At 68.9% G+C, this 25,037-nt stretch carries 19 protein-coding genes and 4 pseudogenes; 9 read left to right on the forward strand and 14 right to left on the reverse strand.

Annotated features, from left to right (window positions below; translation table 11 throughout):
• Positions 1–109: 109 nt before the first annotated feature.
• Complete coding sequence (locus tag ACX28W_RS37610; protein WP_261691482.1) at positions 110–1,084, forward strand: NmrA family NAD(P)-binding protein; 975 nt, start codon at positions 110–112, stop codon at positions 1,082–1,084.
• A 675-nt stretch (positions 1,085–1,759) separates the two neighbouring features.
• Here ACX28W_RS37610 and ACX28W_RS37615 read toward each other — a convergent pair.
• The 6 genes from ACX28W_RS37615 to ACX28W_RS37640 form a co-directional block, all read right to left on the reverse strand.
• Positions 1,760–1,897, reverse strand: a complete 138-nt coding sequence (locus ACX28W_RS37615; protein WP_459004561.1) for a hypothetical protein — start codon at positions 1,895–1,897, stop codon at positions 1,760–1,762.
• Between the two features lie 350 nt (positions 1,898–2,247).
• Complete coding sequence (locus ACX28W_RS37620; protein WP_459004563.1) at positions 2,248–3,729, reverse strand: glycoside hydrolase family 32 protein; 1,482 nt, start codon at positions 3,727–3,729, stop codon at positions 2,248–2,250.
• A 47-nt stretch (positions 3,730–3,776) separates the two neighbouring features.
• A complete protein-coding gene (locus tag ACX28W_RS37625; protein WP_351837303.1) occupies positions 3,777–4,649 on the reverse strand; it encodes a carbohydrate ABC transporter permease in 873 nt (290 codons plus the stop codon).
• Position 4,650: 1 nt separating this feature from the next.
• Positions 4,651–5,577 carry a carbohydrate ABC transporter permease gene (locus tag ACX28W_RS37630; RefSeq protein WP_459004565.1) on the reverse strand — a complete coding sequence of 309 codons (927 nt, stop codon included), beginning with the start codon at positions 5,575–5,577 and terminating at the stop codon, positions 4,651–4,653.
• 87 nt (positions 5,578–5,664) lie between these two features.
• Positions 5,665–6,969, reverse strand: a complete 1,305-nt coding sequence (locus ACX28W_RS37635) for an extracellular solute-binding protein (protein WP_459004566.1) — start codon at positions 6,967–6,969, stop codon at positions 5,665–5,667.
• 143 nt (positions 6,970–7,112) lie between these two features.
• The gene (locus tag ACX28W_RS37640) at positions 7,113–8,147 is read right to left on the reverse strand and encodes a LacI family DNA-binding transcriptional regulator (protein WP_459004568.1); all 1,035 of its coding nucleotides are present in this window, start codon (positions 8,145–8,147) and stop codon (positions 7,113–7,115) included.
• Positions 8,148–8,408: 261 nt separating this feature from the next.
• Between ACX28W_RS37640 and ACX28W_RS37645 the strand changes: the two genes are divergently transcribed.
• Entirely contained in the window at positions 8,409–11,342 is a 2,934-nt protein-coding gene (locus ACX28W_RS37645; RefSeq protein WP_459004570.1) for a GH32 C-terminal domain-containing protein, read from the forward strand.
• Between the two features lie 63 nt (positions 11,343–11,405).
• Here the strand turns inward: ACX28W_RS37645 and ACX28W_RS37650 are convergent, their stop codons facing one another.
• Together ACX28W_RS37650 and ACX28W_RS37655 are read right to left on the reverse strand one after the other, a co-directional pair.
• The gene (locus tag ACX28W_RS37650; RefSeq protein ID WP_459004572.1) at positions 11,406–12,104 is read right to left on the reverse strand and encodes an IS110 family transposase; all 699 of its coding nucleotides are present in this window, start codon (positions 12,102–12,104) and stop codon (positions 11,406–11,408) included.
• Between the two features lie 288 nt (positions 12,105–12,392).
• Positions 12,393–12,557, reverse strand: a pseudogene (locus ACX28W_RS37655) (SDR family NAD(P)-dependent oxidoreductase); the annotation flags it as partial.
• Positions 12,558–13,239: 682 nt separating this feature from the next.
• Between ACX28W_RS37655 and ACX28W_RS37660 the strand changes: the two are divergent.
• On the forward strand, positions 13,240–13,821 hold the full coding sequence (locus ACX28W_RS37660) for a DUF2231 domain-containing protein (protein ID WP_459004573.1): 582 nt from the start codon (positions 13,240–13,242) through the stop codon (positions 13,819–13,821).
• Positions 13,822–14,027: 206 nt separating this feature from the next.
• On the opposite strand, the pseudogene ACX28W_RS37665 reads toward ACX28W_RS37660, so the two are convergent.
• Positions 14,028–14,455: pseudogene (locus ACX28W_RS37665) on the reverse strand (hypothetical protein); the annotation flags it as partial.
• A 285-nt stretch (positions 14,456–14,740) separates the two neighbouring features.
• Here ACX28W_RS37665 and ACX28W_RS37670 point away from each other — a divergent pair.
• Positions 14,741–15,235, forward strand: coding sequence for an SPW repeat protein (locus ACX28W_RS37670; RefSeq protein ID WP_459004575.1), 495 nt, complete (start codon positions 14,741–14,743; stop codon positions 15,233–15,235).
• 379 nt (positions 15,236–15,614) lie between these two features.
• Here ACX28W_RS37670 and ACX28W_RS37675 read toward each other — a convergent pair whose 3' ends face one another.
• The 4 genes and pseudogenes from ACX28W_RS37675 to ACX28W_RS37690 form a co-directional block, all read right to left on the reverse strand.
• A complete protein-coding gene (locus ACX28W_RS37675) occupies positions 15,615–16,484 on the reverse strand; it encodes a UbiA family prenyltransferase (RefSeq protein ID WP_459004577.1) in 870 nt (289 codons plus the stop codon).
• Between the two features lie 191 nt (positions 16,485–16,675).
• Positions 16,676–17,098: pseudogene (locus tag ACX28W_RS37680) on the reverse strand (TIGR03557 family F420-dependent LLM class oxidoreductase); the annotation flags it as partial.
• Positions 17,099–17,150: 52 nt separating this feature from the next.
• Entirely contained in the window at positions 17,151–17,363 is a 213-nt protein-coding gene (locus ACX28W_RS37685; protein WP_459004578.1) for a hypothetical protein, read from the reverse strand.
• A gap of 660 nt (positions 17,364–18,023) precedes the next feature.
• On the reverse strand, positions 18,024–18,374 hold the full coding sequence (locus tag ACX28W_RS37690; RefSeq protein ID WP_459004580.1) for a PRC-barrel domain containing protein: 351 nt from the start codon (positions 18,372–18,374) through the stop codon (positions 18,024–18,026).
• Positions 18,375–18,639: 265 nt separating this feature from the next.
• Between ACX28W_RS37690 and ACX28W_RS37695 the strand changes: the two genes are divergently transcribed.
• From ACX28W_RS37695 to ACX28W_RS37715, 5 genes are all read left to right on the forward strand, one after another.
• On the forward strand, positions 18,640–20,208 hold the full coding sequence (locus ACX28W_RS37695; RefSeq protein ID WP_459004589.1) for an FMN-binding glutamate synthase family protein: 1,569 nt from the start codon (positions 18,640–18,642) through the stop codon (positions 20,206–20,208).
• Between the two features lie 40 nt (positions 20,209–20,248).
• Entirely contained in the window at positions 20,249–22,018 is a 1,770-nt protein-coding gene (locus ACX28W_RS37700; RefSeq protein WP_459004582.1) for a thiamine pyrophosphate-dependent enzyme, read from the forward strand.
• Between the two features lie 612 nt (positions 22,019–22,630).
• Positions 22,631–23,050 carry a phage holin family protein gene (locus ACX28W_RS37705; protein ID WP_459004583.1) on the forward strand — a complete coding sequence of 140 codons (420 nt, stop codon included), beginning with the start codon at positions 22,631–22,633 and terminating at the stop codon, positions 23,048–23,050.
• Entirely contained in the window at positions 23,047–23,517 is a 471-nt protein-coding gene (locus ACX28W_RS37710) for a DUF3618 domain-containing protein (RefSeq protein ID WP_459004585.1), read from the forward strand. Before ACX28W_RS37705 ends, ACX28W_RS37710 begins: the two co-directional genes overlap by 4 nt.
• The gene (locus tag ACX28W_RS37715) at positions 23,514–23,780 is read left to right on the forward strand and encodes a DUF4235 domain-containing protein (RefSeq protein ID WP_459004586.1); all 267 of its coding nucleotides are present in this window, start codon (positions 23,514–23,516) and stop codon (positions 23,778–23,780) included. Before ACX28W_RS37710 ends, ACX28W_RS37715 begins: the two co-directional genes overlap by 4 nt.
• An 891-nt stretch (positions 23,781–24,671) precedes the next feature.
• On the opposite strand, the pseudogene ACX28W_RS37720 reads toward ACX28W_RS37715, so the two are convergent.
• Positions 24,672–24,950: pseudogene (locus tag ACX28W_RS37720) on the reverse strand (transposase); the annotation flags it as partial.
• Between the last annotated feature and the right edge of the window lie 87 nt (positions 24,951–25,037).

Consider the following 25,037-nt stretch of genomic DNA (forward strand, 5'->3'; position numbering starts at 1 on the left):
CACCTCAAGCAGCCCAAAACGGTCGCCGACACCCACTGTCGGCCCCGGCTTTGTGAACAACCGACTCACTGACTCGCTGACTCACCCCAACCAGACAGAGGACACATTGATGCCAGAGCGCAATCCCATCCTGATCACCGGTGCCGCCGGCGAAATCGGTGGTGTGAGCCGAACGATGGTCGACATGCTGCTCGAACAAGGGCACCCGGTGCGCGCGTTCGTGCGCCAGGACGACGAACGCGCGCATTCGCTCCGCCAGGCCGGGGCCGAGGTGTTCGTCGGGGACCTGCTCACCATCGCCGACGTGAGCGCCGCGCTGAAGGGCGTCCGGCGCATCTACTTCAGCATGAGCCTGTCGCCGTACTACACCGACGCCGTCAGCCTGATGGCCGCGGCGGCGCGGGCCCAGGGCGATATCGAGGTTTTCGTCAACATGTCCGAGTACGAGCAGTCGTTCATGACGTTCGAGAAGTTGACCGCGCCGGAGGAAGAGCGGCGTGCGTGGCTGGGCGGACTCGTCGCGAACTGGTCGCCGCAGCAGCGGGCCCACTGGGTCGCCGAGCAGGTGCTGGAGTGGTCCGGCCTCCCGGCCGTCAACGTACGGGCGGCCATGTTCGTCGAGAACCCCCTGATGACCTGGCTGGCGCTGGAGCCGCTGAGCCGCGGTGAACTGCGTCTGCCTTTCGGCGACCACCGGCTCGCGCCCATCGCGGGTTACGACGTGGCGGAGGTGTGCGCGAAGATCCTGGCCGACCCGGCGCCGCACATCTCGAAGTCCTACGAACTGAACGGTCCGGAAGCGAAGGACATGCACGGGTTCGCGGAGGACTTCGCGGCCGTGCTGGGACGCCCGGTCACCTACGTTCCCGAAGACGTCGAAACCTGGAACGAGACCTACGTGGACACCGCCCTGGCCGCGATCCCGCACACTGCGGAGCACCTGAAGACCCTGACCCGGCTTATGGGCGGCGGCGGCTACCGCGGCACCACCGACCAGCTGGAGACCCTGCTCGGACGCCCGCCGAAGACCGTGCGCTGGGCCCTGGAGAACCATCCGCGCATCCAGAAGCTCGCGTCTGCCTGAGCCACTGAGCAGCCCAGAGCAGCAACATGACGCCACATCGGAGTCCTCATGCGGAGGACTCCGATGTGGCGCGGGCCCCGGTCCAGCGTGACGCGGCCCGGCTGAAGTCCTGGTGATACCCCGAAGGTCCCGGTGCCGCCCGAACAAGTGCCGTCAAACTGTGCCCGAGTGCTCAACGCCCCCGGCGGGCTCGCGCCCGAATCGGTCGCGGAGCTGTGAGAACCCGCTTCCACATACCATCGACGGCCTCGCGCGCAGCGTGTGCGGGCGCCCCGCCCGTTCCCGGCCGCACCCGGGCCCGCAGGCATCTGATGTACCGCCAGGACGAGCGTCACGGTATCCCGGGGCCCATCCCGCCGCCATCCTCCATAAAGCCGCACCCATGAGGGCCGGGGTTGTCAAGGCGCGTAAGGGCCTGTCCCCGGTGTGAGGCGGGCCCCCGCCGGGGTGGGCAGTCTTGTGAAAGGGGCGGGATGCCGGATGTGGTTCCCCAGGATGTGGTCGGGCGGAGACGACTCACACACACCCATTCGGCGCGGGCTGGTGGGCGGGCACCATGACCTTGGTCCGGGGCCGGACTGCTCATTCAGGTCAACGAGTGCGGCGGGGCCGTCTCATGCGGTTTTGCGAGCTCACCCGGGGCTTGCGTCCTCCCCCGCAAAGGTTGTTGGCCGTTCATGCCGTGGTGTACGCCTCCTTGGCCTGGGCTGCTTCCTCTGCTTCGCTCAGCACGTGCCAGGGCGCGGGCCAGGAGCTTGCGGGCGACTGCCACGGTGGCAGTCTTCTTGCCGCGACGGTGCGCGCTGCGCGCATAGATGTCGATGTAGTCGGGGCTGCGACCGCGTCTTCCCCTTCGAGGAAACCCCCACCGCAGCGTCCTACATGGAGCAAGGCGGTCACTTCGGCAAGGTCGTCACCAGTCACTGACGCCCAAGCGTCTACTTCCGGTCGACCTACAGCAGCCGGTTACAGTAGGTCCCATGCCTGTCCAGCAGCGGCGGAGTCGTGCGAGCCGACTCCGCGGGTTCCCGGCTGGCTGGCGCAGCTAACGTCCCTCTGCAATCGCCCCGGCGCCCGATCTCGCCGAGCGCCCAGCGCACCGGAGTGATCGTGCACTGGATGCCGGGAGCCCGCGCCCGAGGGCCGTGGAGGCGGTAACAGAATCAGGGGCGGACGAGGCCAGCGTCCGGGAGCGCGGACTGGGCGTTGGAGTCGGCCGTGTACCGCATGGTGTACGGCCGCAGGTTCCAGGCTCCGACCGTGTAACCGAGGCTGCCCTCGCCTCCGGCATGGGCCTCGATCCGCCAGGGAGCGCCGCCGGTTGGGTAGAACCGCAGGGTCAACGCCCGGCCCGACGGCAGGTAGAGCTCGGCGACGGAGCGGTCCACCACCAGGCGCAGTTCGACCGGGGCGCCGGACACCGCCCTCGCCTCGGGGCAGGGGACGCGGTAGGTTCCGCCGTGTGCGCGCGGGTCGATGGAGGCGTGGTCGCGGTCCACGACGAGCTCACCGGCGGCGGGGTCGATCCTGATGTCGAGGTACTCGGTGCCTTCGGCGGAGGTCACCAGCCGTAGTCCTCCTGCCGTCCCGGCACCGCGGGGTTCCAGACGGGCCGTCAGGTCGAAGCTCGGGCTCACCGTTCCCAGTACGGCGGTAGCGGCGGTCTCGCCTGCAGCGGTCACCGCGCGCTCGTCGCGCAGCGCGAGGAGTTCCGCAATCGGTCGTTGTCGTACGGAACCGTCCTCGGCGATTGTCACCTCGCGCGGCAGTGTCAGGAGCCCGGCCCAGCCGGCCTCACGTACCCACTCCGGGTCGCGGGCCTCCCACGACCAGCCCCACAGCAGCCACCGGCCGTCGGGTGCGGGCAGCAGCGCCGGGGCGTAGAAGTCGGGACCGTGGTCGAGCAGGACGGGAGCGTCGGCGAGGAAGTGGCCCTCCTGCTCGCGCCCGGGGTAGACCAGGGTCCGGCGCGGTCCGAGTTCCGGGTCCCAGGCGCTGAGGAGCAACGCGCCGCGTCCGTCCGTGTGGAGGTACTGGGGGCACTCCCAGCCCAGTCCGGTGTCGGCGCCCGGCGCCACCGGCTGCGGGGCCCGGTCCAGGAACGGCCCCCTGTAGTCCCACTGTTCCAGGTCCGCGGATTCGTACAGCAGGGCTGCCGCCCGGCCGTCGGCCTGGGCGGAGCCGACCAGCATGCGCCAGCGGCCGGCCTCGCGCCAGACGTAGGGGTCGCGGTACATGGTGGCGCCCGCGGGCAGTTCGGGGATGAGCAGGCTGCCGCGCGGTGTCCAGGTGACACCGTTGTCCCGGGACTCGGCGGTGGTGACCGGCTGCGCCCAGCGGTCGGTGCGGAAGGCGGAGTAGAAGGCGACCATGCGGTCGCCGTCGGAGACGGCGTTGCCGGAGAAGCAGCCGTCGGCGTCCTCTCCGCCGGGCGTGGGGGTCAGTGCGAGGGGCAGTTCTTCCCAGGTCAGCAGGTCGGGGCTGCGGAAGTGGCCCCAGTGCATGTGCGCGTGCTCGGGTCCGTACGGGTTGTACTGGAAGCACACGTGGTAATGGCCGTCGTGGAAGACCAGCCCGTTGGGATCGTTGATCCAGTTGCGGGCCGGGCGTAGGTGCGCGACGGGCAGGTGGGGGTCTGCGGGCATGACGGACACGCAGGGGTCCTTTCGGTGTGGGGGTCGAAGGAGCGCAGTCAGCCCTTGACGCCGGTGGAGGCGATGCTGTTGACGAACGACCGCTGGAAGCCCACGAAGAGGGCCAGGATCGGCACGGTGATCATGGAGGAGTACGCCATGATCTGGCCCCAGCCCACGTTCAGTTGGAAGAAGTAGGAGATGCCCACCATCACCGGACGCAGGCTCTCGCTCTGCACGACCATGAGCGGCCACAGGTAGGAGTTCCAGGCGGGCAGGAAGGTGAGGATGGCGACGGTGGCGATGGCCGGTCCGGACAGCGGCATGACGATGCGGCGGTAGATGGTGAACCAGCCGGCGCCGTCCACGATCGCCGCCTCGTCGAGTTCCTTGGGGATGCTCTGGAAATACTGGTGGAAGAAGAAGATCGAGAACGCGTTGGCGACGAACGGCACGATCTGGACCTGGTAGGTGTCCAGCCAGCCGGTGGTCCACTCCAGGTGGAAGCCGTTGACGCGGAGCAGCGGCAGTTGGTTGACCCACCACACCAGCGGCAGGGCGAAGGTCTCGAACGGCACGATGAGGGTGGCGATGACGGCGGTCAGGACGACTTTCCTGCCCGGCCAGCGCATCCGTGACAGGGCGAAGGCGGCCAGGCTGTTGACGACGATGCCGAGCACCACGGTGATCGAGGAGATCAGTACGGAGTTCAGCAGGAACCGGGCTGCCGGGACCCGCTCGAACACACCCGTGTAGTTGTCCAGTGACAGGGCGCCGACCGGCAGGAAGGCGCGCACGGAGCCCAGGTCGCCGAAGATCTGGTCGTCCGGCTTGAAGGACGAGACCAGCATGAAGACGAGCGGGAGCGCGAAGACCAGGGCGAGGACGACACGGCCGGCGTGACCGCCGAGGTGCTTGAGGAGGGAGGTCATGTCAGTCCTTCTCCCGGGTCAGGAATCGTTGGACGAGGGACACGGTCAGCACGAGCACGAAGAAGACCAGCGAGATCGCCGCCGCGTACGCGGTCTGCTGCTGGTCGTAGCCGGTGTGCACGGCCTGGTAGACGACGGTGGTGGTGGAGTCGAGCGGGCCGCCTTGCGTCATCACCCTGATCTGGGTGAAGAGACTGAACGCCGCGATGGTGATGGTGACCAGCACGAACGTGCGGGTGGCACGCAGCCCGGGCCACGTGACATGGCGGAAGCGGTCCCAGCGGGTGGCCCCGTCCAGGTCGGCGGCCTCGTACAGCTCGGCGGGGATGGTCTGCAGGCCGGCCAGCCAGATGATCATGTGGAAGCCGACGCCCTGCCACACCGACATCAGGATGATGGCGGGCATGGCGGTGGCCGGGTCGCCGAGCCAGTCCGGGCCGTGGACGTGTCCCAGGGTGAGCGCCGAGATCACGTTGTTGACCAGGCCGTCCTGCCGGTAGAGGAAGGTCCACAGGAGGGATACGACGACCATCGAGGTGACGACCGGCAGGAAGTAGACGGTGCGGAAGAAGTTGACGCCGCGCACCTTCGCGTTGACCAGCAGCGCCAGCACCAGGGCGAGCCCGGCCTGCAGCGGGACCACGACGGCGGCGAAGTATGCCGTGTTACGCAGGGACTTGTAGAAGACCGGGTCCTGGAAGAGCAGGGTGAAGTTCCTCAGGCCCACGAAACGGGCGGGGGTGGGCGAGATGAGCCTCGCGTCGGTGAACGCCAGGGCGAAGGCGAGGGCGACCGGTACGACGAGGAAGACGATCAGCAGCACGACGGCCGGTGTGGCCATGCCGAGGGCGGTGAGGCTCTCACGGCGACGGGCGTTGGTCGTTCGGGTTCGCCGGACCGGACGCAGCCGGCCAAGGGCTGCGATCATGGTGGTCACGGTAGCTCCAGGGGGAGCCGGTCCGGTTCAGGCGGCGCGGGGAGGCGCGGTCGGGGGCCCGAACCGGACCGGGGCGGGTCAGCCTGAGTAGTAGTTGTTTGTCTTCAGGTTGTTGTCGATGTCCTTCGCGGCCTGGCCGAGAGCGTTCTTCGGGTCGGCGCCGGCCAGGATGTCCTGGGCCGCCTTCTGGAACTCGGTGGAGATGTAGGGGTAGGCCGGGGTGACCGGGCGTACCTCTGCGTACTTGCGCGCGAACTGGACGAGCACGTTGAACTTCCCGCCCGGCTGGTAGTCCGCGACCTGCTTCGCAGCGGCGTCGGTGGCCGGGATGGTGCTGGTTGCCTTGGCGTAGTCGACGAAGTACTTGGTCTGGCGGGAGAACTTCAGCCACGCCTGCGCGCCGGCCTTGTTGGAGCAGGTGGAGCTCATGGCCCACTGCCAGGAGGCGCCGCCGATCTTGGGTCCGTGACCGAAGTCGACCGGCGGGATGATCGCCAGGTCGTCGCCGAGCTTCTCGGCGTTCTTGGTCGCGTTCCAGCTGCCGTCCCACTGGATGGCGCTCTTGCCGCCCAGGAAGTCCTTGTTCGGGTCCGCTCCGGACTTCTTCGACAGGTAGTCCTTGGTCACCAGCGAGCGGAACCAGGTGGCCCATTCCACGGAGCTCTTGCCGTCGAGGGTGCCCGAGGCGGTCTTGTAGCCGTCGCGGTTGATCAGGTCGCCGCCGAAGCTCTGCATCTGCGGGGAGTAGGCATAGGGCCACCACTCGCCGCTGCCGCCGGTACCCATCTCCAGCGGGTACTGGAACGTGCCGCTCTTCTTCAGCTTGGCCAGCGCGGAGTCGAACTCGGACTTCGTCCAGGGCTTGTCGGTGGTCGGGATGCGGATGTCGTACTTGTTCAGCACCGACTTGCGGGCGAAGAAGGTCAGGGCGACGTCATAGAAACCGAACCCGTAGACCTTGTCCTTGTAGCGGCCGATCGTGCTGGCCAGCTGGTCGGACAGCGGAACCTGACTGCCGGAGACATCGATCGGGGACAGATAGCCGCCCCAGGCCCAGTTCGGCACGTTGGGGCCGTCCACGTCGAGCAGGCAGGGCAGCTTGCGGGCCGAGGCGGCGGCCACCACGGAGTTGTTGTAGTCGCTCTGCGGGAACGCCTGGAGCTTGACCTTGTACTTGCTCTGCGAGCCGTTGAACTCCTTGATGATCTTCTTGACGACGTCGAGCTCTGCCGAGTTGCCGGCGTTGTGCGTCCACAGCGTCAGCGTGTTGCCGCTGGCTCCGGACGTGCTGCCTCCACTGCCGGTCGCGCATCCGGCGACCAGCGCGGTCGCCGCCGCGACGGCTACACTCGCTACTGCGAGGCGCCTGGTTCTCCACACCACGAGGTTCCTCCATCTCACTGAGACGGGTCTTGCCGGACCCGCCTTTGCGACCGGTTGCGACGGTCGCAGTTCTTGGTGGTCGTCCCGCCGCCCGGGAGTCTTCGCTCCGGGCGGCGGGACAGCCGTTTGTCGGGTGCCCGGTATCAGCCCTTGGCGGGGGTGCCGATGGAGGCACGTTCCTGCAGCGGCATGGGCACACGGTGTACGACTGCTTCGAGCGGCCCCTCGCCGAGGATCAACTCCACGGCAAGGCGGCCGAGTTGGTAGTGCGGCAGCTTCAGCGTGGTGAGCGCCGGGCGCAGTACGGACGCGATGTCCTGGTCGTCGAAGGAGACCACTGACACGTCGCCGGGCACCGACAGACCCGCCTCGCCGAGCGCCTGGTAGGCGCCGAAGGACAGCCGGTCGGTCAGGCACACCAGCGCCCGGGGGCGATGGCCCGCCGCGAGCAGCGCGGCAACCTCCCGATAGCCGTCCCGCGTATCCCAGTCACACTCGACGACACCGTCCAGGCGGGCCCCGCCCGCCCGCAGGACCTCCTCCAGGCCGCGCATGCGCTCGTTGCCGGCGATGATCCCCTCAGGCGTGGCCGGAACGGCCTGGTGGCCGCCGATCGACCAGATGCCCTCGGTGTGGCCGGCCGCGAGCAGGGCACGGGCCGCGTCCCGGCCGGCCTCGATCTCGTCCGGGACGACGGACGGCGCGTCGAAACCGGGGGCCAGGCAGTTCAGCAGGACCACCCGGTGCCCGTACAGCTCCCTGGGCGGAGTGATGTACCGGGTGAACATGGACGCGTAGATCACCGCGTCGACCTGGCGGTCCAGCAGCGCGTGGACCAGCGACGACTCCGCGGCGCGGTCGCCGCCGGCCTCCGTGATGAACAGCAGGTTGTCCCGTTCCCGGGCAGCCTCCATCGCGCCGCGGATCACATCACCGGCGAACGGCGTCGTGGTGATCCGGTCCGACACGAACCCGATGGTCTGGGTCGACTTCGTCCGCAGACTGCGTGCGGTGACGTTGGGACGGTAGCCCAGCTCCCGGGCGGCCTCCAGCACACGTTCGCGGGAAGCCTCCGAGGTACGCATGTCGGTGCGTCCGGAGAGAGCGAACGACGCCGTCGTCGGCGAGACGCCCGCCCTGCGGGCAACGTCGGCCATGGTCACGCGGCGTTCAGACATCGACTGCTCAGCTCCGTTGTTAAATCGGATTAGCAAGATGCGATGAGAGTGATGCGCACTTTGGCCGATGTCAACATCCCGGACATCTCAAATGGGAAACGGTGACTATATGTTCCGTTTTGCCTGACCTGAAAGTAACAGCCAGGTAAATCGATGTGCGTTAGCTCTTGCTTTAGCCGACGCAGAGCGCGAACGATGCCGAGCCATCAGTTAAACCGATTTGGCATGGCGCAAGCCTGTCGAGCCACCCAGGAGTCAACCATGAGGAGAAGAGCAGTCCTCGGCGTCGTGTCCGCCGCCGTCAGCGGCGCCGTCGTCCCTCTCTCGTTCGCTCCCGCTCCCGCCGCCGCCCAGGAACGGCATCTGCCCGGCAGCCCCTCCGCCCGCTGGGACTTCGACGAACGCACAGGCACCGTCACCCGCGAGGCGGTCTCCCACACCGCCGACCCGGTCGACTACGTCTTCAACGACGCCCGCTACAAGCCCGACAGCGCTCCCGAACGGCGCCACGGGGTACGCGGCCGGGCGCTGTACTTCGACGGGTACTCGACCGTCGTCACCGCCCAGGGCCCCGGCTCACTCGATCCCACCGGTGGCATCACCCTCGACGTGTGGATCGCCCCCTACGCCTACGAGCAGGGGATCGACGGCAAGCCCCAGGCACTGGTCAACCAGCACGACCCGAACGCGAAGACCGGATTCCTGCTCGGTCTGCGCCGCTTCGGGCAGCTCGTCTTCCAACTCGGCTTCGGGACCGACCTGATCGAGGTCAAGGGCGCCTTGGACCAGCCGGCCGCCAAGGGCAGGTGGACGCACGTCGCGGCCACCTACGACCCGGCCGCCCGACAACTGCGCCTCTACCGCGACGGCCAGCTGATCGGCACCGCCACCACCCCGGACAAGGGCCCCGTACTGACCTCGGACGAGCCGCTGCTCATCGGACGGCACAACACACCCACGCTGCTCAACGGCGAGTTCCACGCCAACATGTACATCGGCCTGATGGACAGCCTCGTGATCCGCCCGGGCACCCTGGACGACCCGACGGCGCACAGGGAGCACGCCGACACCATCGCGGCTCTTCCCGGTCATCGCGTGCCCCGGCCGGACCTGGTCCAGCAGCGGGCCCGTTACGACGGCGACCGCCACCGCCCCCAGTTCCACATGCTGCCGCCCTGGCACTGGATGAACGAGCCGCACGCGCCCGTGTACTTCAAGGGCAAGTACCACATCTTCTACCAGCACGATCCGTTCGGCCCGTACTGGGGCCAGATCCACTGGGGGCACGCGGTCAGCACCGACATGGTGCACTGGCGCGACCTCCCCATAGCCCTCGCACCCGTTGCGGACTCCATCGGGCCGGACGGCTGCTGGTCGGGCTCGGCCCACGTCGACGGTGACCGCGGCCCGGTGCTCTTCTTCACCGGCGGCGACGACCGGCTGCCCTACGTCCAGCGCACTGGGCTCGCTGTGTCCGCCTACCCCACCGACGGCGATACGGACCTGCCCGCCTGGACGATGAAATCCAAGCCGGTCACCGAAGCCCCCGCAGGTCTCCCGGCCGGCCCCGGCACCGCGTGGGCGCAGAACTTCCGTGACCCGTTCGTCTGGGAGGAGGACGGTGTCTGGTACCAGCTGACGGGCAGCGGCATCGTCGACTACGACGGCACGCAGGTCACGAAGAAGTACGGCGGAACGGCGCTCGTCCACACCGCCCGCAGGCCGGAGGGCCCCTGGACCTACCGCGGCCCGCTGCACTGGAACGACCTCACCACGGTGCCCGAGCCCGGCGAGGTGTGGGAACTGCCGGTCCTCCTCCCACTCCCCGGACCCAAGGGGAAGCGCACCGGCAAGCACATCCTGCTGGTCAGCCCCTGGTGGGAGGCGTTCAACCCGAACGCCGTCAAGCACACGTACTACTGGATCGGCACCTTCAACAAGGACACCTGCCGCTTCGTGCCCGACCACGAAAAGCCCAGCGAGTTCGACTTCGGCGAACACTTCACCGGGCCGTCCGGCTTCGTCACCCCCGACGGCCGCTCCGTGCTCTTCAGCATCACCCAGGACCGCCGCAGCGAACAGCAACACGCCCAGGCCGGCTGGGCACACAACGCCGGGATGCCCGTCAGCGTTTCGCTGCGTCAGGACGGCACCCTGGGCGTCGAACCGATCGCCGAGGCGGCCGGCTTGCGGGGCCGCCGACTTGCCAAAATCCGCCAGACCTCGGTGAAGGAGGCGAATCGCGGACTCGCCGACGTCTCCGGCGACTTGCTGGACATCGAAGCCGTCATCGAACTGCGCGACGCCACGACCGTCACCCTGGCCGTCCGGGCAAGCGCCGACGGCAGCGAGCAGACACTGCTCTCCTACGACACGACCGAGAAGCGTTTCTCCATCGACCGCAGCCGCTCCAGCCTCGACCCGGACGTACGCAAGGGCGTCCACGGGGGTACCGTCGAACTCGACGGCGGACGACTGAAATTGAGGGTCCTGCTCGATCGTTCGATGCTGGAGGCGTACGTCAACGGCACCAACAGCCTCACCAGCCGTGTCTATCCGACCAGGGAGGACGCCACCACCCTGCGGCTGACCAGTGAGAGCGGCTCCGCCCGGGTCGTGTCCCTGGACGTCTGGCGCATGAACGGTGCCTACGACACGCCTGTCGCGCCCGCTGCCTACGATCCGCCACGCCCGACGGACGTCGATGGCCTCCCCAACCACGACTTCGCCACCGGGGACCTCACCGGATGGACCGTCGTCTCGGGCGCCACCTTCAGCGACGCCAACGTGACCACCCGCACCGACTGGGGCTGGGGCGGACCCTTCTACCAGGCCGAGACCGAGGAGGACCCGGCCGGCCACCACCTGTGGGGCTACAACCCGACCGCAGGCGGCGATGACGCCACCGGCGTTCTCCGCTCCGCCACCGTCCCCCTCGGCGGAGACGGCATCGTCGATCTGCTCGTCGCCGGCGGAGACGACCCCGACCGGCTCTATGCGGCGGTCGTCCGCGCCAGCGACCAGAAGGTGCTGGCCAAGGCCACTGGCCGTGGCGTCGAGCAGTACCGCCGTGTCGTCTTCGACCTGTCCGCCCACATCGGTGAGCGGATCTACGTCGAGGTCGTCGACCAAGCGACGGGCGGCTGGGGCCACATCAACGTCGACGACGTCAACGTTCCCGTCGACCGGGAGTGACGCCTGCCACCACAGCATCCGGGACCACCACAAGTCCCCCCGATGGGCGCCCCGCCCGCGTCGTCACCGCCTCACTCCTCCACGTACTCGAGAGCGGCGAGCCGGAGCACAATGGAGCCCCAGCACAGGCCCCGATCCGTCTCGACCAGCCGCACGACGAAGCCCCACCGGAGCAAACCGGTGGGGCTTCGTCGTGTCACAGGCTATGTCACGGCGGCAGTTGTCGGTGGCCGTGATCGGGCGGATGCCCTTCATTAGCGTGGCGGCCTTGTCCGCCGAGAGGCCGGTGGGGGCTCCGCCGGGCAGCAGGACGGCGTGGAGGCGGTTGGTGGTGCGGGTCCCCTCGTTGGCCAGGTCGTCATGACGCTCCGTGAGCAATCGGAGGATGGTGGACTGGTCCTCCGGAGTGACCTTGCGCAGGTCCTGGCGGAAGAGCGCGACCTGGGCGACGTGCAGGGCGTCGGCGGGGTCGGTCTTGCGGTCCCCTCCGGTGGCCAGCAGGCGTGCACGCGCGGACAGGGTGGAGGGGACGTCCACCACCTCCTCGCCCGCGGCGGCCAGTTGCTGGGCGAGCGCGCGGCCCAGGCCGCCGGCGCCTTCGATGGCGAAGCGGCGCTCGGGCCACGGCTCGCACCAGCGCATCAGCTGCGTGAAAGTGCCGGCGTTGACGACGAAGCGCCGCTGGCCGGTCTTGTGGCCTGCGCCGTCCACGGCTACGGGGGTGTGAGAGGACTTGTGGGGGTCGATCCCGATCGTGATCACGCGCATCCCGGTCTGTACTCGAAGAGACGAAGTATGCGGTGGGCACCCTGACTTGAAGTAGCAGTCACACACGTTCATGCCTCTGTCGAGCCACACCGCGTGGGTGCCGGCCAGCGGCGGCACGCTATCGGAGAGCCAGCCCATGGGCGGCAAGGGGCACTGCGGGCCCGTGCCGACCGACACCCTGGACGCTACGGCTGCAGACCGCGCGTCTGGGCCTGATTCAACAAGTCAGGGGCCTGTTTGCCGAAGTAGGTGGTGTCCGGCAGTGTCGCTCAGCGGCGTCTACACCGGGCCGGGTGCCACGGCGTTGACGCGGATGCCGTCGCCGGCCACCATCGGCGCCAGCCCCGGCGTGAAGATCACGATCGCGCCCTTGACTGTGGCGGAGCCCACCAGATGCGGGCTCGGCTTGTAGGCCAGCGCGGACGTGGTGTTGATGATCCCATCTCCTGTCGTAGGACATCGGCGCCTTCTTCGACCTCGCCGGCACCATCATCACCGTGCGTCGCCTGATCCGCCGAGCGTGGACCACTCACCGCTAGAACGACCGCCCCCACCACCGTCCGTCGAGGTCACGCGCTCCACGGTTTGCGCAAGGCGGGGCAGCACGCTGCGGTGCCGCAGCTGAATCAGGAGATCGAGAGGCGCGGCGTGCAGAGTTCCTCCCGGTCCGCGCAGCGGGTGCTCATCCACGAGGACCAACGCCTGTCCGCCCCACGGGCGTACCTCAATGGCGATGCGCGCCGTGCCCAACCGACCGCTGTCGGCCTCGAGCTCCGGCCAGCGGGGCGGTTCCACCCGACGAACCACCGTCCGCCCTTCGTACGCCCATGGGCCCAGGCCGACGCGATACGCCAACGCCGCGTCGAGCCGTCCCCACGCCTGGCCGCAGACTGGATCGATGGGTGCTCCCTCATGCCACTGCCGGCGAGGAGACTTCACGGTGATCACCCCGGCCTGTGCGGCACCGGCGACTCATCCGTCCCGCAAACCCTGCCGGCCGCCCGGGAGGCATCGAGCCGCGGCGCACGACCAGGCCCGGCGGCCGGACATCGAAATTATGCAGGCCAACCGTTCGGGTTTAGTCGAGGCCGCGGTGGGATGGGGGCGTGATGCCGGGTAGTCGTTGTGCATGAACACTCACGCCCTCGACACCTCTACGAAGGCCAGAAAGACCTCGGCCCTAGACACCGCGTCGACATGGTGGCTGACGGCTCTGGACCGTATCGAACGGTCGGTGGTAGCGGATCCGGCGATCCGGGTTCTCCAGCGGGGAATCCGCTCGGTCCCGCTGGGCGAGGTACGCGATCTGCTGCGCGGCAGGCCGCTGGGCCATCCCGTACATCCCGTTCTGGTACAGGTGCCTATCGGCTGCTGGCTGTCAGCCGCTGTCCTGGACATCGTGCCGGCAGGGCAGCGTGCGCCGACAACCCTCACGGCCGTCGGTTTGGCCGGAGTCGCCCCGGCAGCGGTCGCCGGCTGGGCTGACTGGGCGGACCTGCCGCCCGAGCAGGCCCGGGTCGGACTGGCCCACGCGGTCTCGAACGTGGCTGCGGTGGCCTTCTACACCGCGTCCCTGACGGCGCGGCTCCGCGGTCGCGCGACGAACGGCAGGCTGTGGTCGTTGGGCGGACTGACGGCGGTCGCTGTGAGCGGTGCGCTGGGCGGGCACGTCGCCTATCGGCAGGCCGTCGGAGCGCATCCCTCAACCTAGGCAAAGCGCGTGGCAACCATGCCGAGTGCGTGTGAAGGTCTAGGCGCCATGCCCGCGAAACCACAGGGGCCAGACGCCAGCGCAGTCGGCTGGTCGCTTCCGGACGGCCTGGAACCCCGGGCCGAGCAGCTGGGCCCTGGATCGGACCCGCTCCCCGCGGATCGCGAACGAGCCCTGATTTCCACGGGCTGCGTTTCAGGAGGTGGGGGCGTCGCGGTGTGGTCGGGGTGGTGATGGGTGCGTCGGGCCGCCTTCAGGCCCGCCTCGTGCAGGTGGTCGCGTCCGGCGGCAAGCTCGCCCACGATCCCGCGTTCCATCTCGGCGAAGGGCTGGTAGTAGGTGGAGTTGTAGGCCTCGATGATCTGGAAGGCCCAGTGCCCCAGGACGACGTTGCGGCCCACGATGTCACGCTCGACCCGTGCGGCCTGCTCGTCGTGGCCCGCCTCGCGCAAGAGCCGGACGGCGTCGCCGAGCTCGAAGTCCGCCGACCCGGTCAGTTGGTGGAACCCATAGAGGTGGCCGCGGGCCCGATGGTCTCCAACACCTTCGAGAGCGCACCCAGCGCGAGCACCGTCTTGACGCCGACACCGTCGGGTACCTGGTGCGCCGCATCCAACTCGCGATTGCTTTCCATGGTGGTCCCCTGCCCGGAGGGTGTCTTGCCGAGCGGTCGATTGCGCCATGCGGCGTACGCACTTCCACCAGGCGCAGGGCCCGAGCTAGAAGGTCGGTAATGCCCACCTGGGCGTGGGCACAGGTGCGCGAATCAGCCGACCCACCATCCGCGAGGGCGGCGGGCGCCAGCAGCCACATCCGACACCGGCGCACGCCGCCGCGACCAGAGATGTGCCCTGTTTGAGTATTTAGTCGGCTTTACGGGGGTAGACGGTGGGTGAATATCTCTCCCTTGGAGGCCATCATGGCGTCAACCCATCACGCGCCCATCGAAGAACACCCCGACCTGGTGGAACTGCGCGCCCGGCACGACCGCGCCGCCGCCACCCCACGAGCCCAGATGATCGAGGCCCTCGCGCTCATCACCGGCCTGTACCTCGCCGCGTCCCCCTGGATAGTCGGCTTCAACGGCTTCACCACGCTCGCCGTCACCAACCTCATCGCCGGCATCGCCTACATGCTGCTCCTGGGCGGCCTCGGCAGCTCCTACGAGCGCACCCACTCCATGGCCTGGGCCGCCGCCGCCATCGGCATCTGGACCTGCGTCGCCCCCTGGGTCGTCGCAGGCGACGTCGCCCACACCCGTTCCATCACCAGCAACCTCATCACGGGCGCCATCGCCACCCTCCTCGCCCTCGCCGCCGCCTCCGCCGCCCGTAATCACACCGACAATCGCCGCCGCAGCACCAGCAACTACGACGACCGCCGCACCATGTCCCAGGGGCGCGACGACCGCTGACCCTTCGAACCCCGCAGGGAACGCCGCCAGGAGAACCGCACCCCTTCACCTCCTGGCAGCCCCGCGCGCACGCTCGGCGAGCCGCCGAGAGCTGGGACAGCGACTGACCGCGCCAACGGGTGGTCAGACTTCCGTGCGGGACGGGCGACAGCCGCTCATCGCCCAGGCCCTGATCTTGCTCCACCGGTCTCGGACGGTGATCGACTCTTCCCCCTGTGCGGGCACAGTCCGAAGGGCACCACTCGTCGCGCCATACGTCCACTTGGTCTGCTCTGGCTGCGACCCAGGACTGCACGGACCTTTGGACCCGCGAGCTGTGAGGCGCTCCGCACGATCTCGGGCTTGGTCATGGTGTGAGCCGGTCGGCCAGGCGGAACGGTCAGGCGATCCCGGTGCCGCGCAGCAGCAGCAACGCCACGTCCACCACCGCCACGGCGACCGCTGCCGCGAACGCCGCCCTCTGCCGGCGGCGTCCCAGAACCGTCCCCGCCACCGCCACCACTGCGGCCACCGCGAGCGCCGCCACTCCCCATCTGCCGGGGCCTCCGGCGGGCCCCAGTGCCAGAACCGCGGACGCGGTCACCAGCGGCACCGGCAGCAGCAGCCGCGCGCCGTCCTGGCCCAGTCGGTGCGGAAATCCCCGTACGCCCGTCGCCAGATCCCCGCGGATATCCGGCAGCACATCACCCAGATGGGCTCCGACCCCCAATAGCGCCCCGGCGGTGACAACCCACCAGGCCGGCCACGGCTGCCCCGGCAGCCCCAGCGCCACGAACGCCGGGAGCGCAGCGAAACCCACCGCGTACGGCGCCCAGGACCATGCAGTCGCCTTGAGCCGCAGGTCGTACGCCCACGCCGCCGCCACCCCGGCCAGGTGAACGACGCCCGCCCACAGGCCGCAGGCGAACGAGATCGGCAGGCACAGCGCCAGCGCGGCATACGCGGCCACCCACACCTCCGTCACACCCACCGTGCCGTCGACGACGGGTTTGCCACGGCGGCCGGCGGCGATGTCCCGGCGCGCATCGAACGCGTCGTTGCACCAGCCCACGGACAACTGCCCGGTCAGAACTGCGGCTGCGGTCAGGACACAACGTGCGGCGCCCTGTCCGGCGGTCGCGGCCAGCGCGGCCATCAAGGCGGTGACCGCCACGACAGGTCCGGGGTGGCACGACCCGGCGAGGCCGCCCAGCCGGCCGGCCCAGCTCGCGGCCGCGCCGTCGGCCGTCGACTGCTCGGGAGTGCCCACCCGGCCGATCGTAGGCGTCCCGGCCCTCACCCGGCTGGAGCACGCGCCCCTGGGCTAACGGCCGGACGGGCGATCCATGGTGTCGAAGCCCCGGTCCGGGGAACACGTGCAGAGCAACTCGCCCCAGTCGACAGCCGGACGGGAACCATATGACGCGGATCGCCGCCGTTCACGGTGCCCTCGCACCACTCGCCGACGAAGAGCGACCGGATGATCTCCACGGCCTCCTCCAGCCGCTCGATGCGGACGTGTGTGGCGGGCCAACCGCCGCCCACCACATGCTCGTTGAGGTTCTCCCCGGAGCCGAGTCCGAGGCGGAACCGTCCCTGGGAGAGGAGTTGCAGGGTGGCGGCCTTCTGGGCGACGACCGCCGGGTGGTAGCGGGTCGTCGGGCATGTCACGTAGGTCATGAGGGGGATGTGTTCGGTGGCCTGCGCGGCGGCACCGAGCACGCTCCACGCGTAGGAGGCGTGACCCTGGGACTCCAGCCAGGGGAAGTAGTGGTCGGACGTGACCGAGAAGTCGAAGCCTGCCCGTTCGGCGCCGACCACATGGCCGACGAGTTCTCGCGGGCCGGCCTGCTCGGTCATCATCGTGTACCCGATCTGCACCATGTCGCTCATCTCCTCGTGGGTCGGAGTCTCGCGAGGACGGCTTTCTGTCCCGTCACCGCTTCGTCGTGAGCCGCAGGTCGACCTCCTTCTCCTGGTCTCCCGACGCCGCGCCCCAGTGGTCCACGGCGAACGCCGTGCTCAGGGCCTCGAACAGTTGGTCAACGGCGACGTAGGCGCCCTGGAGTGTGGCGGAGACCGAGCCGTCCAGCGGAATGGGATCGGCCGGGATCCACTCCTGCGTCGGCTCGAACTCCGCGCTCCACACTGCGGAGTGGTCGCCCGGCTGCTCCTGGGGTACGCGTCGGCAGGACGGTCGGTGGGGAACGCCGTCCGCAGGACGCCGAAGACGGTGGCGGCGTCCTCCTTGGACGCTCCGGTGAGAGACACGGTGGCCATCGGGCTCACTCTCCTCAAACTTGAATACGGCGGGACGTGGGTGATCAGACGCACCCGTTCACGGGTGGCGACGGCACACGGCCGAGCGGATCCCGCCTCGGCTCCCCCGGCGCGCGGGGCGTCAACCCGTCGATTCGTCGGGCGCGGGATGCCCCGGACGCGTACTGCCGGAATGCGCGGCGCCCCTCCGCCCGGTGCCGGCCTCATCCGTGTCGGGGATCCTCGGGTCGGGGACCTCCCGATCGCGCCCCTCCGGCTCGCGCTGTTCGTCGGCGCCGGCCTGCTGATCGGGCGGGTCCCTGGGGATCGGCTTCGGTTTCGGCCGCCCTCTGTTTCCGGGGGCTTCCGGGCGGCGCTCGCTCACGGTGTTCTCGCTTCCTCGCGCAGGGTGGGTGTCAGGCGCGGGTACCCCGACGGCCGACGATGATGCGGACCCCGGCGCTCCGGACCCTGGGGTCCCGGACCGGGCACGGCGAAGGGCGGGCACCGGCAGAACGCCGGTGCCCGCCCCTGTGTACTGCCGCGACGGTCAGGCTCGGTGGTCTCCGTAGTAGCCGCCGACCTGCTCGTGGTAGCCGGAGTCACCGGCGTGCTTGTCCTTGTCGAACTCGGGAGAGTTCTTGATCTCTTCCTTGGTACGGCCGACGTGGATCGTCCGCTCCGCGACGTCAATGGTCGAGATGACACCGGCAGGGAGCAGAACCTGCTTGCCGAAGATCCACACTCCGGTGTCGACGACGATGTACCCGGCCCCGACATCCTCGGAGTGCTTGTCGACCTTGCCGATCGAACCGTCGCTCGCCTCGACCTTGAATCCGGTCAGGTCCGTCCCCGTCTGGTGACCCGACTCGGCCTGGTAGCCCCACATGTTGTCCGTCATACAAAACCTCCCCTTGCAATACGTGAATAGCGAGGAGCCCGTCCAGTATTTCGGTGGGCGACCCTCGGCAGGTCGAGTGCCCACGGTTTTCCGTCCCACACCCTCATCCATTTATTAATGGCGAACCCTGCGCCACCGAATATCAGGGCAAGACAAGTACAAGAATCAACACAACCGTTTTGACAGCCAGGAACGGGCGGTCGGCACGGTCGGTCCGCATGAGACGGGCCAAGCGGGTTACCCGTGGGTCGTGTTGAGAATCGGAATGATCGCGGTGGTCGTGGGTGCCGCCCTCGCAGTGGTCGGTGTGGCCGTCGTGGTGTCGCCCTGGTGGTGGCTCGCGGCGGTGCCGCTCGCCGTGCTCGGTGTCATCGGTGTGTGGGACCTGACCCAGCGACGGCACTCGATGCTGCGCAACTACCCGGTGATCGGGCACGCCCGCTTCCTGCTGGAGCGCATCCGTCCCGAACTGCAGCAGTACTTCGTCGAGCGGAACTTCGACGGGCGGCCCTTCGACCGGGACATCCGCAGCATCGTCTACGAGCGGGCCAAGGGCACCGCCGCGGAGGAGCCGTTCGGCACCGAACGCGACGTGTACCAGGCGGGCTACGAGTACTTGGTTCCCTCGATGGCTCCCCGCCCGGTGCCCGAGCACCCGCCGCGCGTACGGATCGGGTGTCCGGACTGCACCCGGCCGTACGACATGGCCCTGCTGAACGTCTCCGCGATGAGCTTCGGCTCGCTGTCGGCCAACGCCGTACTGGCGCTCAACAAGGGGGCCGCGGCGGGCGGTTTCGCGCACGACACCGGTGAGGGCGGGCTGTCGGAGTACCACCTGCGCCCGGGTGGTGACCTGGTGTGGGAGATCGGTACCGGCTACTTCGGCTGCCGGACCCGGGACGGGGACTTCGATGCCGGGGAGTTCGCCGAGAAGGCGTCGGGCGAGAGCGTCAGATGTGTGTCACTGAAACTGTCGCAGGGCGCCAAACCCGGGATCGGGGGTGTGCTGCCCGGAGCCAAGGTCAACGCGGAGATCGCCCGGGTGCGGGACGTACCCGAGGGCGAGACGGTCATCTCACCGCCCTACCACCGGGTGTTCTCCACCCCTCGTGAACTCGTCCGATTCATCGCGCGGATGCGGGAGTTGTCCGGCGGCAAGCCGGCCGGTTTCAAGCTGTGCCCCGGTTCACGGCGCCAGTTCCTCGCCGTGTGCAAGGCGATGCTCGAGGAGGGCACCGCACCCGACTTCATCATCGTCGACGGCGGGGAGGGCGGCACAGGTGCCGCACCGCTCGAATTCGCCGACCACGTCGGCACCCCGCTCACCGAGGGTCTGATGACCGTGCACAACGCCCTGGTCGGCGTGGGCCTGCGGGAGCAGATCCGGATCGGCGCCAGCGGCAAGATCGCCACCGGGGCCGACCTCGTCAAACGCCTGGTCCAGGGCGCCGACTACGGCAACGCGGCCCGCGCCATGATGTTCGCGGTCGGTTGCATCCAGGCCCAGCGCTGCCACACCAACACCTGCCCCGTCGGCGTCACCACCCAGGACCCGCGGCGAGCCCGCGCGCTGGACGTCGGCGACAAGGCCGAGCGGGTGCGCCGCCTGCAGGAGGCCACCGTAGGCAGTGCACTGCAGATCATGGCCTCCATGGGAGTCACCGACCCCGCACAGCTCCACCCGCACATGCTGCGGCGCCGCATCGACGCACAGACCGTGCGCTCCTACGACGACCTGTACGAGTGGCTCTCCCCCGGACAACTGCTGGTCGAGCCGCCCGCCGACTGGGCGACCGACTGGAAGGCCGCCGACCCGGACCACTTCACCATCTGACCCACGACCGCTCACTTCACCGTCCGACCTGGAGGAAACCGTGGCACGAACCGTCGCCCGCGTCATCGTGGACGCCCTGAGCGAACTCGGCGTCCGCCAGGTGTTCGGCGTCGTGGGAGACGCGCTCAACCCGCTCACCGACGCCATCCGCACCACCGACGACGTGGAGTGGGTGGGCTGCCGTCACGAGGAGGCGGCGGCCTTCGCCGCGAGCGCCCAGTCCCAGCTCACCGACCGCCTGGGGGTGTGCATGGGCACGGTCGGCCCCGGTTCCGTGCACCTCCTCAACGGCCTCTACGACGCGGCCAAGAGCCGTACGCCCGTCCTGGCCATCGCCGGCCAGGTCCCCCTGTCCGAGCTGGGCAGCGACGCTTTCCAGGAAGTCGACAACGACCTGCTCTTCCGTGACGTGGCGGTCTTCCGCGCCACCATCACCGACCCCGACCAACTGCCGCAGCTCCTCGAGACTGCGGTGCGCAACGCCCTGGGCCACAAGGGCGTCGCGGTCCTCACCGTGCCGGGCGACATCGGCGACCGGGAACTGCACGCCGACCGTCCGGCCCGCTTCTCCCTGACCACGCCCACCACCCGCCCCGAAGCGTCCGCCGTACGCCGGGCCGCCGAGCTCCTCGACCACGCGGACCGGATCACCCTCCTGGTCGGGCAGGGCGCCCGCGCCGCCCGCGGAGACGTCCTCGCGCTGGCGGACCGCCTCGCGGCCCCGATGGTGCTGACGTTGAAGGCCAAGGAGGGCTTCGAGGGCGACAACCCCTTCCAAGTCGGCCAGACCGGACTGATCGGCAACCCCGCGGCGGCCGGCGCCATGCAGTCCGCGGACACCCTGCTCCTGCTGGGCACCGACTTCCCCTACCGCGACTGGTATCCCGAGGGCCGCACCGTCATCCAGGTCGACACCGAACCCGCGCACATCGGCCGCCGCGTGCCGGTGGACATCGGCCTCGTCGGCGACGCGGGTGCCACCGTGCGCGACCTGCTCGCCCACCTGACCACCGAGCCGGGCGGGTCGTCCGGGTCGGACGGCGCACACGACCGCGGACACCTGAACCAGGCACGGGAACGTTTCCTGAGCTGGCGTGAGGGCCAGGCACGCCTCGCCGATCCCGCACACGACAAGAGTCTGGTCGGCAGGGCCCGCTCCACACTCGACAACCGCGAACACGACATCCGCCCGGAAGCACTGGCCGCCGCCGTGGACCGCAACGCCTCCGACGACGCGATCTTCACCTCGGACACCGGAATGGCCACCGTCTGGCTCTCGCGGTTCGTCGAGATGCGCGGGACTCGTCGGCTGCTGGGCTCCTACAACCTGGGCTCCATGGCCAACGCCATGCCGCAGGCACTCGGCGCGCAGTATCTGGACCGGGACCGCCAGGTCGTCGCGTTCTGTGGCGACGGCGGTCTGAGCATGCTCCTCGGCGACCTCATCACCCTCAAGTCCTGCCGACTGCCGGTCAAGCTCGTCGTCTTCGACAACCGCCGCCTGGGCATGGTGAAGCTGGAACAGGAGCAAGCCGGTCTCCCGGAGTTCGGAACCGTCCTGGACAACCCCGACTTCGCCGCCGTCGCCACCGCCATCGGCATCACCGGCATCCGCGTCACCGACCCCGCCGACCTCGACGACGCCGTAGGCCGCGCCTTCGCCACCCCCGGCCCCGTCCTCCTCGACGTCCTCACCAACCCGGACGAGATCGCCGTCCCCGCCAAGCCCACCGTCGAACAGGGCTGGGGCTTCGCCGTCGCCAAGATGAAGGAACTGCTGCGCAGCCACGGCGACGAAACCCACGACTGACCCCCTCCGCCGAAAGCGACCATGCCCGCCCCGGGATCCAGGAAAGAAATCCGGGCGGGCTGCGGTCATGACTGATCGTGCGGCACCAGGGCCACGGTTCAGCGGCGGCGCAGCATCATGACGACAGCGACGATGACAATGATGACGACGACAGTACCCAGACCTATGTACACGAGTTTCTCTTTCCTTCGGGGAACAGCACCCATCGGTGCCGCAGAGAACCGAGTGCCCCCGTCAAAACCTTTCATCCCGCTCCGGTGAGTCTGTTGCCCCGCCGTGGCATGTGCCCATAGCTGCTGACCGCCACTGAATTCCTCGGCCGCACAGGCCGCAGAAGAAGGTCGGTCATGGTCTCCCTTCGCCCGATAAACAACCGAAACCATAAACGCGCCGAAAGAGCAATCACGGTGTCAGCTCAGGACCGCCGTGGTGGCGTCTGCTCCGAGCAGCGGTGAGGCGCCGTTGCCCGGGTACACGGACACAGGATCAAACGGTGGCAGGCGAAGGCCGGTTGGTCGCCGCCCACGGCGGTTCACGACCTCCGGTGAGCACGAACGGACGCCGAACGTCACAGGACCTACCGAAACGCCGACGAAGGACAGGTGAGCGCCCATGACCGCAGAGGGTTCCCCACGCACCGACAGTGGAGCACAGGAACCGGTCGGCGACCTGGTCCACCGCGCCTCGCAGCAGTTGTCGCAGTTGGTCCGCGACGAAATGCGCCTGGCGCAGGCGGAGATGACCGAGAAGGCCAAGCGGTTCGGCAAGGGCGGCGGGCTGTTCGGCGGCGCCGGCCTGATGGGTGTTCTCACTCTGCAGGCGCTGGTGGTCACGGTGATCGCCGCGCTCTCGCTCGTCATGGTTGTGTGGGCGGCGGCGCTGATCGTCACCGCCGTCCTGGCCGCCGTCGCCGCGCTGATGGCAGCTCTCGGCAAGCGGCAGATCAGCAAGGCATCCCCGCCTGCACCGGAACAGACCATCGACAGCGTCAAGGCCGACGTAGCCGAAATCAAGGAGAAGGCACAGCGATGACCCAGGACAAGCCGCACACGGGCGATGAGGCAGCCCCCTCCACGGAGGAACTGCGCAAGCAGGTCGAGGCGACCCGCGAGGAGCTCGGCGAGACCGTTGAGGCGCTCGCGGCCAAGGCCGATGTCAAGGCCCGCGCCCAGGAGAAGACGGACACCGTCAGGGAACAGGTCGAGGAGAAGGCGGCACAGGCCAAGGCCCAACTGCGGGACACAGCATCACGCGTAGTCCACGAGGTGCAGGACAGGACCCCGGAGCCGGTGCGGGCCAAGGCCGCCGCCGCCACGGAGCAGGTCCGTGACAAGGCAGTTCACGCCGGTCAGCTCGCCTGGGAGAAGACCCCGGAGCCAGCACGCGAAAAGGCCGGCCAGGGTCTGCGGGCGGCACGAGCCAACCGCGCTCCGCTGCTCGTCGCGGCAGGCGCACTCATCGCGCTGCTGCTCATCCGTCGCTCCAGGAAGCACCGATGAAAGCGAGCAAGATCGCTTACAAACCACTCGGCATGGCCCTGGGTGCCCTCAGCGGCATGCTGGCCGGTGCGGCGTTCAAGCAGGTCTGGAAACGGCTCGGCCACGACGACGACACCCCCAACGCCACCGACGAGCACCGCACCTGGCCCGAGGTCCTGTCGGCAGCCGCCCTGCAAGGAGCGATCTTCGCCGGCGTCAAAGCCGCCGTCGACCGCGGCGGCGCCACCGCTATCCGCCGACTGACCGGCACCTGGCCCGGCTGACCACTTCCCTCGGCGTCCCCCGCAGCCCGCAGCCACCTCTCCCCTTCGCCATGCCCCCTTGCGGTTGCCGGGCCCCTCTCGTCTTCGGACAGCCGAGCAGAGAGCCAGAAGCCGACGAACGAGGTCGACAAACGCCTGCCAGCCCAGGCGTGCTTCTCCACGTGCTCCTGTAACGACGTCCTTCGGGCCAACGCCGACTTCCCAAACTCAGCCACCCGTCGGCCGCCAAGTGGGGCCCTCCACGCCTCGGACAACGGCCTTGTGCTGTTCATCGTGGCCGAGCTGCTCCACACCGTCCGCCTCACCATCAGGAACCAGACCCTCGACGCGGAGCCGTTCCGCGGGAGTCGAGGGCGGTGATGCCGGCGAGCCACTCGGTGTGGGGGTCGGCAATCGTCGCCTGGACAGGAGTCCATGCGTGCCGAGAATTCGTCCTACCCTCGGGTGTCTTTCCCGCTGATGGTCCCTGCACGCCGAGCAGAAGAACCAGCCCATCCACGAGCGCCTTCGCACCCTGCTCAGGGAGCAGGTCATCGCGGTTCTGACGGCCACACCCGGGGCCACGGTCGCAAGGAATTGGGTAGCAGGCCGCAGTACGCGACCGGACCCTCGGCCGGACTAGCTCGCGGGGGTCCCGCAGCGCGTTTTCTGTCACTCCCTGTCACGAGCCCCATGGACGCTCACGCGTCGCAGGGTTCTGACCTGGACTTACGCCCCCGTTATGGATCAACTGGACGCCCTTGGACGGTTTCTACGACATGTGCCATGTGGTACCCAGTGAGGGACCGAGGATCAGGACAGGGGCGTCTTCTGGCCCGTCAAAGCGGTATTGCAGGGTGTTCATCGGTGTCTCACTCACCCGCCTGACCCTTTCATCTGTCACGACAGCCCCTATGAGCGGGGTCCTGGCTGTAGCTGTCCGACCAGGTGGAAGACCTCCCGGGCCGCATAGCGTTTGAGGCAACGGACGATTTCACGTCGGGTCTTGCCCTCCTTGATCCGGCGCTCGCAGTAGTCCTGGGTGCGCGGGTCGACCCGCAGGCGGGTGAACACGATGCGATGCAGCGCAGCATTGGCCTGCCGGTCGCCGCCGCGGTTGAGGCGACGGAACTGCCGGCGTCCCGAGGAACGCTCGACGGGACTGACCCCGCACAAAGCGGCGAAGGACGCCCTGCACGCACTTCCTGACAGTGTCGCCCGGGCTGGGCACGGGGAACGCGCTGGTGGTGATGCTGCTGGTGCAGCTCGGGTGGTGGC

This window comes from Streptomyces sp. SD15 (assembly GCF_054462255.1).